The organism is Desulfobotulus mexicanus, from assembly GCF_006175995.1.
GTDB lineage: Bacteria > Desulfobacterota > Desulfobacteria > Desulfobacterales > ASO4-4 > Desulfobotulus > Desulfobotulus mexicanus.
Genome location: NZ_VDMB01000001.1, coordinates 308,728 through 324,335, shown reverse-complemented (window position 1 = coordinate 324,335; position 15,608 = coordinate 308,728). Strand labels below are relative to the sequence as shown.

Here is a 15,608-nt window from a genome sequence, read left to right as displayed (position 1 = left end):
AATTTAAGCTGCTCAGAAGTTACAAAACACAAAATTGCAGGGGCAGGCCTTCACGCCTGCCCCTGCTCAGTTAAAACGCACACGAAAAAGCAGGGCATAAAGGACAGGCACCACCCCAAGGGTCAGCACCGTTGAAAAAATCAGACCAAAAATAATCCCCACGGCCATGGGTGCCCAGATAGGGCCTCCCCCCCAGAGCAGGGGAACCATGCCAAGGGCTGTGGTGGCTGTACTCAGAACAATGGGCCGCATACGCCTGCACCCCGCCTCCACTATGGCCTCCTGGGGCGTCCGTTTCATTTCCTCCATTTCAATGCGGATACGATCCAAAAGCACAATGGCATTGTTCACCACAATACCCGAAAGAGAAATAATCCCCAGCAGAGTCATAAAGCCAAAATACAGACCTGTGATATGAAGTCCTGCCACAACACCGATAAGACCCAGAGGGATTGTGGTCATGATGATGAGGGTTTTACGGAAAGAATTGAACTGCAGCATTAGCAGCATCAGAATAATAAAACCTCCCACGGGAATCTGCTCCATGATGGCAGCATTGGCCTGGGTGGACTTTTCCCTTTCACCTCCAAAGGCATAGCGGAATCCCATACCCCAGGAAAGCATTTCCTGATCCAGCCAGGGCTGCATGCTGCGGATGATCTCTTCCGCCGTATATCCCGGCATAAGACCGGAACTGACTGTCACCGTACGCAGCCTGTCCCTGCGCAACACCTCCGAAGGCTGCCAGACGATCTCAATATCTGCCACCTGACTCAGGGGAACGGAACGCCCCGTGGCCTGGGCATAAACATGGATGTTCTCCAGCTTGCCTATATCCTTTCTGTCTGCGGCCACACTTCGCAGGGAAACCGGAATCAGCTTATCATCCTCCCTGAATTCCGTGAGGGTAAAACCGGAAAGGCCGGTCTGAAGACTTATGGCTATATCCTGACTGGAAACCCCGGCCATGCGGGCTCTGGGCTGGTTGACACGGACCACAAGTTTTTTTATTCTTCGCCCCCAGTCATCGGAAATCTGCCGCACCCCCGCTTCCCCGGCAAGACGCTGCTTCACCTCTTCGGCAATGGCAAAAAGCTTTTCCGTATCCCTTCCGGAAATCCTTATCTGCACAGGATCCTGCACAGGCGGGCCATTCTGGATTCTTTTCAATTCAATTTTTGCATCGAGATATCTTTTTTCCACATAGGCTTCCATCTCGGCCTTGATACCCGGCATTAGATCAAGGTCCGTTATATTAATAATCATAAGAGCATAGTGGGGCACCCCCTGTTCAGGTACATGGGTAAGCAGATACCTCGGTCCACCCTGAGCGATATGGGTCACCCAGCTCCGGATACCTTCGCTGCGCTCCGGCCCCGTAAGAAAGCGCTTTTTCATGAAGGCTTCCACATCCTTTACCATGGCCTCGGTACTTTCTATGGTGCTGCCTGCGGGAAGCTCCAGCTCGGCCGTGAAAAAAAGCCGGTCCGATGGCGGGAAAAAAATCACGGGAAGATAACGGAAGGTATACATCACCGAAAGAAAAACCATAAACACAAGACCCAGACTCAACCCCCTGTGCCTCAAAGAAAGCCCCAGCATCTTTCTATAGATACGGTAAAAACCGCTGTTATAGGTCTTTTTCCCGGCCCGGCTTTTTCTCACCTTCAGAACCTTCGTCGCCAGCAGGGGAATCAGGGTCATGGAAATCAGCCAGGAAGACAGAAGAATCAGGGTAACCACCTTGAAAAGGGGAGCTGTATATTCCCCTGTGGTGGATTTAGCGAGGAATATAGGCAGAAAAGATGCCGCAGTTGCCAGCGAAGAGGTCAGAAGGGGAACGGTGAGTTCTCTGGCAGAAGCAATGGCCGCAGCTACAGGTGCTTCCCCTTCCTCCATACGGACACTGATGGACTCACTCATGACAATGGCGTTATCCACCAGCATACCCAGAGAAATCACCAGAGAAGCAAGGCTCATCTGATCAATACCGATGCCGAAAAAAGACATAAGCATCAGCCCCATGAACATGGTCATGGGGATCAGAGCCGCCACCACAAGGCCCGTGCGCAAGCCAAGGGCAACAAAGGTGATACCTAAAACCATCAAAACCGCCTGAAAAAGATTTTTCTGAAACAGGCTCACCTTGTCCCGCACTTCACCCGGCGAAAAATTCACCAGGTGAAACTCAATGCCATAGGGATAATAAAGCCGCACCCCTTCCAGAAGCCCGCTCACGGCATCTCCCAGATCAATGAGATTACCTCCCTCGCGCATGGATACGGCAAGACCTATGGACGGAATGCCGTTGGCCCGCATCATGCTGGACGGAGGGTCGGCGTAGCCCCTGCGGATATCCACCATATCCGCGAGAAACAGCATCTCCGCCCGGCCGGGTACCTGCACCACGGTCTGACGCAGCTCATCCAGGGACTCAAAATTTCCGGAAGGTTCAAGGGCAATGCGCTCTCCCTCCACATCAATGGCTCCTCCGGGAATAATGATGTTCCTTGACTTCAGTATACCCATGAGCTGATAGGGGGATATGCCCATCTCCCCCAGCCTTGCATTGCTGTACTCCACAAAAATCCGTTCATCCTGAACACCGTAAAGGTCCACCTTGGCCACTTCGTCCAGCATGAGCAGGGCATCCCGCACCTCATCCGCCACAGCTTTGAGTTCCCTGTAGCTGTAATCTTCACCTGTTATTCCTATGAGAGTGCCAAAAACATCGGAGAATTCATCATTTACAATGGGAGCATATACGCCTTCGGGAAGATCCAGAGCGGCACGCTCCACCTTGCGCCGCAAATTATCCCATATGGGCCGCATGTTCCGGTACCGCTCCTTCACCCACACATCAATGATGGAAACCCCGGTTTTTGACTGACTTTTCACATAATCCAGCTCAGGAATCTCCTGAATCACCTTTTCAAGCCTGTCTGTGACCAGCTGCTCCACCCTCTCCGGAGAAGCACCGGGGAAATAGGTCACCACCCTTGCAACCCGCAACACAAAACCCGGATCATAATCCCTGGGAAGATCCCTGTAGGCAATGAGTCCGCCGACAATAATAACAAAGAGAAAAACAAGGGATATGCGGTTTTTTTCTATGGCAAGGCGGGTCAGGTTCATGGCCTCTCCTCCTTCCAGAGCTTCACCCTGAGCCCATCATGGATATGGGCAATACCCGCTGTCACCAGAAGATCACCGATCTGAAGCCCCTGAGCTATCTCAAGCCCATCGGGTGTCATCCCTGCTATTTCCACAGGCTGCCTCTTAACCATAGCTGTCTCCCCGTCCTCCAGAAGCTCCAGAGAATAGACAAAGCGCCCTTTTTCATCCTCGCCAACACTTCTGAAGGGAACCACAAGCCCCCTGCTGCTGCTCACATCCATGGAAACATCCACTTCCGCAGCCATGCCGGGAAGAATGCGTACATCAGGATCTTCCAGTCTTACCGTCACGGGAAAGGTGGTTTCAAGACCCATGGACGAAACCCCCACCTCAGTTATAATGCCGATATATTCGCCATTGCCAAGGGCATCCACCCGGACTTTAACGGGCATACCCTCACGCACACCGGAAATGTGGATGGCAGGCACTGCGATGCGGACATCCACGCCTTTACCGCAGTTAATGACTGCCACGGCCTGACCGGCTCCCACATTCTCGTTTTTCTCCACGGGCACAGCCGCCACGGCACAACGATCCGGTGCTTCCAGCCTGGCATAGGTAAGCTGGCGTCTGGCCAGAGCCAGCTGGTTCTCAATGGAACGTACCGCTGCTTCCGCTGACTCCGCACCCGTTCTTGCCGCATCCAACTCACTGCGGGAAGCATTACGCCGCTCATAAAGGGCCTGCACTCTGCCATAAATGGCTTCGGCATTCCTTGCCTGGGCCTGGGCCCGGCTGAGGGCAGCCTCGGCTTCCTGGAGTTTCAGCTGAAAATCCGTGGCATCCAGCTCGGCAATAAGCTGTCCCTTTTCCAACACGTCTCCTACCCGCACATGGAGTTTCTGCAGGGTTCCGGGTACACGGAAACTCATGCGGGATGCCATACCCGCACGGGCAAGACCTGTAAATGTCCTTATCCGAAGCCCTTCATCGGCCTGCACCTCAATATAACGAACGGGCCTCAGTTCGGGTTCCTGCACTTCATGGGGAGCTTCCCTGCAGCCTGCAAAAACCAGCAGTATCAAAAAAACGCATCCCAGTATCAAAGGTGATTTTTTATTCATTCCTCTCCCCCTCCCGCAGAAACCAAAGGCAGATCCATCCCCGAATCCTCAAAATGCCTTTTCAGGCGCTCAAACATGGCATCTCTTGCCTCCAGAGTTGCAGAGAAATCCACATTGCCCAGAAGCCGCTGCACTGCCATCAGATCCTTTAGAAAATCATAGACACTGGTGGCAGACATCTGCTCTGCCACAAGACTTGCATGCTGGGCATCCAGAAGTTCCATGGCGGAAACAAGGCCCCTTTCATAAGCATCAGTAACCAGCTCCAGATTCTTTGAGGCAGCCGCAGCAGCATCCGCAGAAAGACGAATTCCCGGCCAGGATGCCGTTGTCCTGTGCAGGGACACTCTCATCCTTGCCTCCAGCCCTTCGGCTATCTGTAATCTCCGGGTACGAAGAGATTCCAGTCTTTCAAGCCCCTCATCCAGGGCAGCAGGTCTGGCCCCGCCGGTTATAAGGGGATAAGAAGCCTTTATCCCCACCTGCCATCCGAAATCCTCGCTTTCCGGCAGCCTGATGGGCGGCACCCCCGGCATAAGTTCGATTTCTGCGGCACCACTGCCCTTACCTTGGGAAAGCAGACGCTGACGCATCCCGCCTTCAGCCAGAAGATCCGGCAGATACCATGATCTTCTGGCCGCAAGAATGCCCCTTCGGGCCGCTTCCATGGCCAGCTCCACACGCTCCAGCTCCGGTGCCTGATCCCTGGCCTCTGCCACCACAAAATCATGGAAAACTCCCATACGACCCGGATTCTCCGAAAACCAGCGGATACGGGGATCACTCACAAAGAAAAGGGGATCAGAAAGCCTGGTATCCGAAAGAAACACAGGCTGATCCAAAGGCCGGTTCAAAATAAGGTTCAGGCCCGTTTCCGCCTGCCGCAGCAAAGATCTGGCTTCCAGAAGTGCCTTGCGGGCCGAAGCCAGACGGCTCTGCCATCGATAAACTTCCGAAGGCCCTGCATATCCAACCTCTCTGCGGTTTTCCGCCCGTTCCAGGTTCGCCCGGCTCAGATCCAGATCATCTTTACGGATCTGCACCAGACGCCCTGCCCGGAGCACATCCAGAAAAGCCAGAGCTGCAGATTCTGCAATATCCAGCTCCACCTGCCGCCTCATCACCTGCTGGGTCTTAAGCTCTATGTCCGCCACATCCGCAACACTTCTTTTTTTTTCAGAAAATAGAATCTGTCGCAGCATCACTTCAGCCCAGATCTCCTCTTCGGGCTGACGCCCCATACTGGAAGCCGCATTTTTACTGTCCGTAACACGACCTTCCAGGGAAAAAAGTCCCTGGGGCCGCAAGGGCGAACGCTGGCTCCGGGCCAGGGCTTTACGGATGGCCTCCTCCCTTTCCGCCAGCCTGATTTCCAGATTGGCGGAAAGGGCAGCCTGCACGGCCCCGTTAATGGCAAGGGGCCTGCCAATGGGATGCGGGTCTTCATGGATCAGATCCGCATCCAGCAGAATATCCCAGTCCGGATACACCCCGATGCGTCTGGCTGTTTCCATATTAACCGTAAAATCCATGTCCGGATGAAAGGCAACGGAAAGACTTCCCGCATCCCTGCCCAGAAGAATCTGCTGTACATGAAGGGAAATACGCCTGGAGAGACGATTAATACGCTCCGAAGGCGCCATTCCAGCCAGAATACCCCTTTCAACCTCATCCCTGCCCCAGAGGGAAAAGGAAGGCAGTTTTTTTTCTTCAAGCCCCTGAATCAGGAGGGCAAATTCATCATGGGAAAATCTCATAAGAGGAGTAATGAATACCGCATCCACAGATTCCGGCAGAGAAGCCAGAACATGAGAAGCCCGGGATGTCGCAGCAATGAAGTCAATCTCCACCCCAAATTTTTTCCCTGCGCTTTTTGTCCTTTCCGCAAGATCAGGCAGGCCAGCCACAATGGTTTCATCACCAATGAGGGCAAGCCTCTTAAAGGGCACCATGCGGCCGAAGGCTTCCATATCCCTGTCAAAATTCTGAAATGATTTGATGTAATTCAGATTCCTGACTCCGGAGCTTCCCTGACTTTCGGGCAGGTTCTGGAGATTTGCATCAATAACCAGCGAGGCAATGGCAGGTTTTTGAAGATTATCCCTGTGGCAGAGAAGGTGTGAAGAAATAACGCCTGCGGCAATGACGATATCCGTCACTGGATTCGTCAGGGCCCTTTCCACCTGCCTTCCTATCTCTTTCACATCCCAGCTTCCTGAAAAATGCAGGGTCTCGGGGAAACGGACGTCAAATTCATTTTTTGTCAGATCCAGAATCTCGGCCTTCAGCTCCGCAATGCCCCCATAGCGCATGGCAGGGCCATCTTCTATGACAGCGATATGCACGACAGGGAGATCCGCAAAAACAGGACTGCCGGAAAAAAAGCAGAGTATCCCCAGCAGTAAAAATAAATTCCGCCGCATTCTTCCTCCGTCACAAATAAAAACATCGTTTCACAAACATCCGATAAAATTACAGCATTAGAATTTCAGGACAGAATGTTCAGAACTCTTATCTTATTGTAACTGTCCAACACCCTCTTCGCTGGCTAAGGACCATAATGTCAGACAGGTGCACAGACACCCAGGCTGTTTGCCCGTGACGCAATCTTTTTCGGAAGCTTTTTGCCCTGTGCGGAATCGGCAAAAACTCCCCGCCACAGGCAGGATGAACTTTTTAATTACCATAGCAGGCTTAAGCACGCTGCCTTTGTGGCGGCTCAGACAGTTTGCCGCTTCTTTCGCACAGGTCTGCAAAGCTCTGATCCGAAACGATTGCAATGTCACTTGCAAACATCCAAGGTGTCTTGCAATGATTCAAAGCTGTTGAAATTACAATACCTGAATTTCAAAATAAAATTTGCCGAATATTTACATCTTTTTTATAAATTTTTCTTCTACCATGCACCGATTCATTGAAACTGTCAAGAAAAGGTAAAGATCACTCACCTCTCTTCTTTTTGCCATAAAAGGCATATTCTGCTAGACATCTGAACCGGAACAAACTTGCAGATGAAGATGCCGGAAAAACCTCCGGCCAAATACACTAAGGGAACACTATCCATGAAAATTACCATGGCCCAGCTCAATCCTCTGGTTGGAGATCTTGAGGGAAATGCGACAAAAATCATCGAAGCCTGCCAAAGTGCCAGACAGAAAGGTGCTGAGCTTATCATTTTTCCGGAGCTCACCCTCACGGGCTATCCGCCTCTGGATCTGCTGGAGCGAAAGGCCTTTATAAGCGCCAATCTTGCCATGAAAGAAAAGCTCATCGAAAAAATAATGGGCATCGCATTTCTTTTCGGCTATGTGGCCATAAATCCGGGCAGTGAAGGGCCGGAGCTGCAGAACGCCGCTGTGTTTGCAAAGGACGGAAAAATTCTCGGAGAAATCCGGAAGGTTCTGCTGCCCCAGTACGATGTCTTTGATGAGTGCCGCTACTTTGCACCGGGAAAAACCGCAGAACCGGTTCTTTACGGGGGGCTTCGCTTCGGCATCACCATCTGCGAGGACGCCTGGAACAGCGAAGATATACCAGTCCAGAAAGGCTACACAGAAAATCCCGTGGCAGACATTGCCCCGGGCTCCGATATTCTCATCAATCTGTCCGCCTCTCCCTTTCATGTGGATAAGGTCCGCCTTAGGGATCAGCTCTTTTCAGGCATTGCAAGGCAGTACGCCATCCCAGTTCTGGAAGTGAATCAGGCGGGAGCCAATGACACTCTGGTCTTTGACGGGGCCAGCACGGCCTATGACAGGAAGGGAAATATCATTGGAAGGGCAGCAGCCTTTGAGGAAGATCTCATACTCGTGGATCTGGAAAAAAATACCGGTGATATCCGGCTGCTGCCGGAAAGGGAAGAGGACCAGATTCATAGGGCTTTGGTAACTGGGATCAGGGATTATCTGCATAAGTGCGGTTTTACAAAGGCTGTGGTGGGTTCTTCCGGCGGAATTGACTCCGCCCTTGTTCTGGCACTGGCTGCGGAAGCCCTCAGTGCTGAAAACATCATCAGTGTTTTCATGCCCGGACCCTACACGGCGGCGGACAATTTTGAGGATACCCGGCTGCTGGCGGAAAATTTGAAAATCCGCCTTGACATTGTGCCCATCCAGCAGACCATGGAAGCCATGGCGGCCTCATCTTCCCTCTTTGATCCTGAAAGCCATGGGATCACAGAACAAAACCTCCAGGCCCGTATCCGGGGAACCCTGATAATGGGCTATGCCAACCGCTACCATGCCCTGGCACTGCCCACGGGCAACAAGGCGGAAATGGCCGTGGGCTACAGCACCCTTTACGGGGACATGAACGGCGGACTTGCCGTGCTGGGGGATGTTTCCAAGACAAGGGTCTGGGCCCTTTCACGCCGCATCAATGAAAAGGCTGGTTTTGCCCTGATTCCTGAGCGCATCATAGAAAAAGCACCCAGTGCGGAACTCAAACCCGACCAAAGGGATCAGGACGATCTGCCCGATTATGGTGTGGTGGATGCCATTGTGGCCCATCATGTGGAAGATCTTGAAGATGCTGAAAGTATAATTGCCAGGGGATATGCTGAAAATGAAGTACGGGATGTGATCCGAAGAATCCAGCTCAATGAATACAAGCGCCAGCAGGCAGCCCCTGTAATACGCATAACATCCAGAAGCTTTGGATACGGCAGACGTTATCCCATGGCCTGCAGGCTGCACTATTAGCTTATACTTACTAAGGCGTACCGGGGTGTTTGTGGGTGACTTTGTAAACGTTTTGAATGCGTCATGGGCAAAGAGCCTTTGTACCCATAAACCCCTTGACGGTATTAGCGAAGCCTAATTCCCATGACCAAGATAAGCGGAATGAATCTCAGGATTGGCAAGAAGGCTGCCTGCCGTATCCGCCAGAACCACCTTGCCCACCTCCAGAACATAGCCCCGGTGGGCCAGACGCAGGGCAGCCCTGGCATTCTGCTCCACCAGAACAACGGTGACACCGCTGCCGTTAATCTCCCGAATGGTTTCAAAAATGGCCTTGATGATTAGGGGAGCAAGGCCTAAGGAAGGCTCATCCAGAAGCAAGAGGCGGGGATGGGCCATCAGTGCCCTTCCTATAGCCAGCATCTGCTGCTCTCCGCCGGAAAGGGTGCCAGCAAGCTGTTTACGCCTTTCCTTCAGAATGGGAAAGAGGGAAAAAATCCAGTCCCGGGTTTTGGCATCCCTGTTACGGTCTTTACTGGTAAAGGCTCCCAGCCTTAGGTTTTCCGCTACCGTCAGGGTACCGAAAACCCGCCTGCCTTCGGGAACCTGGGCAATGCCCATTTCCACAATCTTATGGGCTGGCAGGGTATGAATGGGCTTACCTTCAAAGACAATACTGCCGGATGCGGGTTTCACAAGCCCGCTGATGCTCATCAGGGTAGTGGATTTTCCCGCACCATTGGCTCCGAGAATACTGACTATCTCCCCTTCGGCCACCTCCATGTCAATGCCGTGCAGGGCCTCCACATTACCGTATTTCACCACAAGATTCTCAAGGCTCAGCATGCATCCTCTTCCTCGTCACTGCCCAGATAGGCCTCAATGACTCTGGGGTTGTTTTTCACCTCTTCGGGACTGCCCACGGCTATTTTAGTGCCGTACTCTATCACCACCAGCTTTTCACAGGCGCGCATCACAAGGCCCATATCATGCTCAATGAGCAGTACGGTAATGCCTTTGCGGCTGATTTCCCGGATCAGATGAAGCAGCTCCGCCGTCTCCTGATCGTTCATACCGCCTGCGGGCTCATCAAGAATAATGAGGCGGGGACGACTTGCAAGGGCACGGGCAATCTCAAGCAGCCGCTGTTTTCCATAGGAAAGACTGGAAGCGGAAAGACCTGCATATTCCCAGAGCCCCACAAAATCAAGAACTTCCCTTGCGGTTTCCAGGGCTTTTTTCTCTTCCCTGCGCTGCCCCGGTGTGCGGATCATGGAAGCAAAAATACCGGATTTCATGCGACAGTGACACCCGGCCAAAGCATTTTCCACCACAGGCATGTTCTGGAAAAGACGTATGCTCTGAAAAGTCCGGGCAATACCCATATCCACAATCTTATGGGGCTTTTTCCCCTTTACGGACCTGCCTTCAAAAAGAATATCACCGGAATCAGGTGTATAATTTCCGGTAATGAGATTGAATAGCGTGGTTTTACCGGCACCATTGGGACCGATCAGCCCCACGATCTCCCCGGCTTCCACGGAAAAGCTCACCCGATTGACGGCGGTGAGACCGCCAAAGGTTTTCACCACCTTTTCAAGGGATAAAAGACTCATGCATCCCCTCCCCTGACCCTGGGCACACCGGCATATTTACGGACCAGAGGCGGCAGCAGGCCTTTGTTACGGAAAATCATCATCAGCACCATGGCGGCTCCGAAGAAAAGCATACGGGCATCGGCAAAATTCCTGAAGAATTCCGGCAACCCCACCAGCAGAAAAGCTCCCAGAATCACACCTGGAATGCTGCCTGCACCGCCCAATATGACAATGGCAAAAATCAGCACCGACTCCCAGAAATTAAAAGAACCCGGAGAAATAATGGTCATTTTAGCGGCAAAAAGCGTTCCTGCCATACCAGCCCATACCGCTCCTATGACAAAGGCCGCCAGCTTGTACCAGGCCGTATTGATGCCCGAACCTTCGGCTGCCGTCTCATCTTCTTTGATATAGTTTAAGGCCCGGCCGAAACGGGACTGCTCCAGCCTGTAGAAAAACCATATGGTAATCAAAAGAAAGCCGCCGATGAGATAATACAGCTGCCATGGACGGCGAAGACGCATATCAAAGATTTCCGGCCTTGGAATACCAAAAATCCCATTGGATCCTCCGGTCAGGCCAAAAATATCGTTTTCAAGGGCTATGCGTACAATCTCCCCCACACCGATGGTAACAATGGCCAGATAATCCCCCCGCAGATGAATGATGGGCCGGGCCACGGCCAGGGCAAAAAGACCTGCGGCAGCACCGGCAACGGGAATAAGCCAGAGGATAGGGATGTTGTACCGGGTACTTAAGATGGCTGCCGTATAGGCTCCCACCGCATAATAAGCTGCATGACCAAGATTGAACAGCCCCGTATGCCCCACTATCCAGTTCAGGCTCAAACCTAAAATGGCATAAAGCCATATATCGTTAAGCACACCTATCCAGTAAGGATTGCTGAAAAGTACAGGGAAACAGGCAAAAAATGCCAGCAGCACACTTATGACAAAAACTTTCTTATTCATAACTTATCCGCCACACGTTCTCCCAGAATGCCCCTCGGACGAACCAGAAGAATGAGAATTAGAACAGCAAAGGCAATGGCATCCTTCCATGCTGTGGAAATATAAGCAGCTCCCATGGCTTCCAGAACACCGAGAAGAAGACCACCCAGCATGGCACCGGGAATATTACCGATACCGCCTATGATGGCTGCAGTAAAGGCCTTGAGACCAAAAATCCACCCCATGGTGAAATTAATCTGACCGTAATAAATCCCCACCATGACACCCGCCGCAGCACCTAAGGCAGGCCCGATAATAAAGACAATCTGAATCACCCGGTCCACATTGATACCCATGAGCCGTGCCGCATCCTGATCAATGGCTGCAGCACGGATGGCTGTGCCTATCCGGGTTCTCTGAACAAAAAAGTAGAGAGCCGCCATCATCAGAATGGAAACCACAAACAAAAGTATCCTGAGCAGGGGAATATCAACACCAAAAACAGATATGGGAGTATTGGGCAGAATACCGTGGGGATAAACCTGAAAACGGGCACCATACATCAACATAATGGCATTCTGAAGAAAAATCGAAGCACCAAGGGCAGAGACAATGGCGGAAAGACGGGGAGAATTGCGCAGGGGCCTGTAGGCCACCCGCTCCAGAAGCACACCCATAATGGCTACCATGCCCATGACCATCAGAATGAGCACAAATACACCGCCAAAGGGCCCCAATACCTCTGTAAAAGCAAAGGTACCGAGAAGGGTCAGCCCTAGAAAAGCACCCATGGTAAAAAGCTCCCCATGGGCAAAATTCATGAGCTTCATGACACCGTAGACCATAGTATACCCTAAGGCAACCAGGGCATAAATGCCACCCACGGCCAGACCGTTAAACAACTGCTGCAGAAAAAATTCCATGGCTTCTTCCTGAAAAACAGGGAAAAGATACCCGTAAAGCGGACAGGAATACGGGGCCGCTTCCCTTACAGAAGCGACCCCGCACAGTCTCAAAAAGCTGTCCGGCAGATATCTTTAAGGATAAAAATCCAGAAGAGACAAAGCCCTTATATTAAGGATTCATCAGAACAAAGGCACCCTCAGCATTCACCTGATACACCCGGTAAACATCACCGATGCGGTCTCCGACACTGTTAAAGGAAATGGTGCCGGTGAGGGCAGGCATATCCTTAAGCCGGGTACGCATATACTCGGCAACTTTTTTGGAATCCGTGGAGCCAGCCCCTTCAATGGCTGTCACAATGGCCGTAAAGGCATCCCCCGCCAGAACCGCCCAGATGGAACCAGGCAACTTGCTGTATTTTTTCTCAAAGGCTGCAAGGAAGGCACGGGCTTCATCCGTGGGCAGATCCTGGGGAACCGGAGGGCTTAAAAAATAAAAACCACTGGCCGCCTGAGTACCTGCTATTTCCACAAGATCCGGGTTGTTGGTGGCATCCCCGCCCATCATGGGAACATCCCAGCCCATTTCCATTTTCTGGCGCAGCAGAAGGCCTGCTTCGGGGTAGTAACCCGTAAACAGAATCACATCCGGATCAGATGCCCGCATACGGGTCAGTACCGTATTGAAATCCCGCTCTCCTGGAGTCAGGGCATTGAAAAACACCACTTTTGCATCGGAAACCTCACCAATGAATTTTCTGGCATCATCGGCAAGGCCTCTGGCATAGGAAGTATTATCATGGAGAATGGCTATCTTTGAAAAACCCATGCTCTGAAGGGCTTTTGCCGCTACCATGGCCTGCTCGTCATTTCTGGGGCAGGTGCGGAAAAAGAAATTCAGACCCTTTTCCGTCAGGCGGTTACTGGTGGCACCATTGGCAACCTGTATGATATCATAATCGTCATAGATGTTCTGGGCAGCTTCTGCCACGGAAGAACCATAGGTGCCTATAACCGCAGCCACTTTCCGTGTGGAAAGACGCTGGGCTGCCAGTGCCGCAGCCCTGGGATCTCCCGCATCATCTTCCACCACAATTTCAACCTTCTTATCGAGAACACCGCCTTTAGCATTCAGCTCTTCGGCCATAAGCGTCACAATATCCCGCATATCCTGACCTTCACTGGCCCAGGATCCGGTCATGGGGGCCATGAGGCCAATACGGATGGTTTCGGCAAAGGCCGGAGCCGCCATAAAACACAAAGCTGCCGCAAGACACAGAACTTTTTTCATGTATTCCTCCCTGCTTCATTAAGGATATCCGCAAAATCAATGGATACGGTGAATTTTTTCAAATAGCAGAGGGGAACAAGGCCTGTCAATTGCTTTGTTTCCACACCGGAACAAGTATCCGTCTGAATTTCATGGCGTTTTTGCTGTCATGCAGCATAGGGTTTCCCCCATGCTGCTATTCCCTTAATAACGATAATGATCCGGTTTGAAGGGACCTTCGGGAGAAATTCCCAGATAGGCAGACTGCTCCGGTGTCAGCTTTGTGAGCCGCACACCCAGCCTTCCAAGGTGAAGGCGGGCAACCTCCTCATCCAGAGCTTTGGAAAGGGTGTAAACTTCCTTTTTATGGGGCTCCGTTGCCAGAGCAATCTGGGCAAGGGTCTGATTGGTGAAGGAATTGCTCATAACGAAACTGGGATGCCCCGTGGCACAGCCAAGATTGACCAGACGGCCTTCGGCCAGCACAATGATGGAACGGCCTGATTTCAGCGTCCATTTATCCACCTGGGGCTTGATGTTCAGGCACAGACATTCCGGAGTTTCCTCCAGATAAGCCATGTCAATCTCATTATCAAAATGACCGATATTGCAGACAATAGCCTCGTTTTTCATGGATTCCATGTGCTCACCCGTAATGACATGGAAATTCCCCGTGGCCGTAACAAAAATATCTCCCATGGGGGCAGCTTCTTCCATGGTAAGTACCTCAAAGCCTTCCATGGCAGCCTGCAGGGCACAGATGGGATCAATCTCCGTAACAAGAACCCGTGCGCCAAAGCCTTTCATAGACCGGGCACAACCCTTGCCCACATCCCCATAACCGCAGATCACAACCACCTTACCGGCAATCATAACATCGGTGGCCCGCTTGATACCGTCTGCAAGGGATTCCTGACATCCGTAAAGATTATCAAACTTGCTCTTGGTAACGGAGTCATTCACATTTATGGCAGGAAAGAGGAGCTCTCCTTTTTTCTGCAACTGGTAAAGCCGTCCTACGCCTGTGGTGGTTTCTTCGGAAACCCCACGGATTTTTTCTGCCATGCGGGTCCATTTGCCGGAATCCGTTTCATAGGCCAGACGAAGACGGTCCTGCAGGCATTTTTCCTCAAGGGAGCCCGGCTTTTTATCCAGAAGGGAAGGATCTTTTTCCACACGAACACCCTCATGGATCATAAGGGTGGCATCCCCGCCATCATCCACAATAAGGTCCGGGCCGGACCCATCGGGCCAGGTCAGGGCCATTTCCGTACACCACCAGTATTCCTCAAGGGTTTCACCCTTCCAGGCAAAAACCGCTGCGGAACCATTGGCTGCAATGGCGGCGGCGGCATGGTCCTGGGTGGAAAAAATGTTGCAGGAAGCCCAGCGTATATCCGCCCCAAGCTCCTTTAAGGTTTCAATGAGCATGGCCGTCTGTATGGTCATGTGCAGGGAACCCGTTACCTTCAGACCTGCAAGGGGCTTTTCCTTACCATATTTTTCCCTTGCAGCCATAAGACCGGGCATCTCGTTTTCCGCAAGCTGCATTTCCTTACGGCCGAAATCCGCACCCGCCATATCCGCAACCTTGTATCCAAGGTCCAGTTCCATCGGCTGTACTGACATGAATTCACTCTCCTTTTGGGTTATACATCTATAAATATCGTAACTGTTCAGCATGGTTTTTTCTGAACTGCCAATGCTTTAATTGCAGCAGCTTCGTACTGTTGCAAGGCTCCGTGGCTATTTGCAAGTGACATTGCAATCGTTTCGGATCAGAGCTTCGTCCGGCACTCAAGCCAAAAACCCAAAGCCTACTATAAAAGGCAATAAGCTTTTTCAGGCTTGAGTGCCGGAGTGCTAATAAGAAGCGGCAAACTGTCTGACCCGCCACAAAGGCAGCGTGCTTAAGCCTGCCATGGTAATCAAAAAGCTTATCCTGCCTGTGGCGGGGAGTTTTTG

Annotated in this window: 10 protein-coding genes; 1 reads left to right on the top strand and 9 read right to left on the bottom strand. The window is 51.9% G+C overall.

All coding sequences use genetic code 11. The annotated features are described in order from the left end of the window. Window positions 1–66: 66 nt before the first annotated feature. The 3 genes from FIM25_RS01380 to FIM25_RS01370 are packed head-to-tail and all read right to left on the bottom strand — an operon-like array spanning window position 67 to window position 6,664. Entirely contained in the window at window positions 67–3,135 is a 3,069-nt protein-coding gene (locus FIM25_RS01380) for an efflux RND transporter permease subunit (protein ID WP_139445389.1), read from the bottom strand. Continuing rightward, window positions 3,132–4,241 carry an efflux RND transporter periplasmic adaptor subunit gene (locus FIM25_RS01375; protein WP_139445387.1) on the bottom strand — a complete coding sequence of 370 codons (1,110 nt, stop codon included), beginning with the start codon at window positions 4,239–4,241 and terminating at the stop codon, window positions 3,132–3,134. The genes FIM25_RS01380 and FIM25_RS01375 overlap by 4 nt, the downstream gene beginning before the upstream one ends. Beyond that, window positions 4,238–6,664, bottom strand: coding sequence for a TolC family protein (locus FIM25_RS01370; protein ID WP_139445385.1), 2,427 nt, complete (start codon window positions 6,662–6,664; stop codon window positions 4,238–4,240). The genes FIM25_RS01375 and FIM25_RS01370 overlap by 4 nt, the downstream gene beginning before the upstream one ends. Window positions 6,665–7,303: 639 nt before the next feature. Here FIM25_RS01370 and FIM25_RS01365 point away from each other — a divergent pair. After that, a complete protein-coding gene (locus tag FIM25_RS01365; RefSeq protein ID WP_139445716.1) occupies window positions 7,304–8,941 on the top strand; it encodes an NAD+ synthase in 1,638 nt (545 codons plus the stop codon). A 114-nt stretch (window positions 8,942–9,055) separates the two neighbouring features. On the opposite strand, the gene FIM25_RS01360 is transcribed toward FIM25_RS01365, so the two are convergent. From FIM25_RS01360 to ahcY, 6 genes are all read right to left on the bottom strand, one after another. Next, window positions 9,056–9,766, bottom strand: a complete 711-nt coding sequence (locus FIM25_RS01360; protein WP_139445383.1) for an ABC transporter ATP-binding protein — start codon at window positions 9,764–9,766, stop codon at window positions 9,056–9,058. After that, window positions 9,760–10,536 carry an ABC transporter ATP-binding protein gene (locus FIM25_RS01355; RefSeq protein ID WP_139445381.1) on the bottom strand — a complete coding sequence of 259 codons (777 nt, stop codon included), beginning with the start codon at window positions 10,534–10,536 and terminating at the stop codon, window positions 9,760–9,762. The genes FIM25_RS01360 and FIM25_RS01355 overlap by 7 nt, the downstream gene beginning before the upstream one ends. Further along, on the bottom strand, window positions 10,533–11,489 hold the full coding sequence (locus FIM25_RS01350) for a branched-chain amino acid ABC transporter permease (protein WP_139445379.1): 957 nt from the start codon (window positions 11,487–11,489) through the stop codon (window positions 10,533–10,535). Before FIM25_RS01350 ends, FIM25_RS01355 begins: the two co-directional genes overlap by 4 nt. Then, a complete protein-coding gene (locus FIM25_RS01345) occupies window positions 11,486–12,391 on the bottom strand; it encodes a branched-chain amino acid ABC transporter permease (protein WP_139445377.1) in 906 nt (301 codons plus the stop codon). Before FIM25_RS01345 ends, FIM25_RS01350 begins: the two co-directional genes overlap by 4 nt. Window positions 12,392–12,542: 151 nt before the next feature. Then, entirely contained in the window at window positions 12,543–13,664 is a 1,122-nt protein-coding gene (locus FIM25_RS01340) for a branched-chain amino acid ABC transporter substrate-binding protein (RefSeq protein WP_139445374.1), read from the bottom strand. A gap of 183 nt (window positions 13,665–13,847) precedes the next feature. Further along, the gene (gene ahcY / locus FIM25_RS01335) at window positions 13,848–15,272 is read right to left on the bottom strand and encodes an adenosylhomocysteinase (protein WP_139445372.1); all 1,425 of its coding nucleotides are present in this window, start codon (window positions 15,270–15,272) and stop codon (window positions 13,848–13,850) included. Window positions 15,273–15,608 lie beyond the last annotated feature (336 nt).

Excerpts from the sequence above, each read along its gene's own strand:
- FIM25_RS01360 (WP_139445383.1), bottom strand. The coding sequence starts at position 9,766 with ATGCTGAGCCTTGAGAATCTTGTGGTGAAATACGGTAATGTGGAGGCC.
- ahcY (WP_139445372.1), bottom strand. The coding sequence starts at position 15,272 with ATGTCAGTACAGCCGATGGAACTGGACCTTGGATACAAGGTTGCGGAT.
- FIM25_RS01350 (WP_139445379.1), bottom strand. The coding sequence starts at position 11,489 with ATGAATAAGAAAGTTTTTGTCATAAGTGTGCTGCTGGCATTTTTTGCC.
- FIM25_RS01340 (WP_139445374.1), bottom strand. The coding sequence starts at position 13,664 with ATGAAAAAAGTTCTGTGTCTTGCGGCAGCTTTGTGTTTTATGGCGGCT.
- FIM25_RS01365 (WP_139445716.1), top strand. The coding sequence starts at position 7,304 with ATGAAAATTACCATGGCCCAGCTCAATCCTCTGGTTGGAGATCTTGAG.
- FIM25_RS01355 (WP_139445381.1), bottom strand. The coding sequence starts at position 10,536 with ATGAGTCTTTTATCCCTTGAAAAGGTGGTGAAAACCTTTGGCGGTCTC.
- FIM25_RS01375 (WP_139445387.1), bottom strand. The coding sequence starts at position 4,241 with ATGAATAAAAAATCACCTTTGATACTGGGATGCGTTTTTTTGATACTG.
- FIM25_RS01345 (WP_139445377.1), bottom strand. The coding sequence starts at position 12,391 with ATGGAATTTTTTCTGCAGCAGTTGTTTAACGGTCTGGCCGTGGGTGGC.
- FIM25_RS01370 (WP_139445385.1), bottom strand. The coding sequence starts at position 6,664 with ATGCGGCGGAATTTATTTTTACTGCTGGGGATACTCTGCTTTTTTTCC.
- FIM25_RS01380 (WP_139445389.1), bottom strand. The coding sequence starts at position 3,135 with ATGAACCTGACCCGCCTTGCCATAGAAAAAAACCGCATATCCCTTGTT.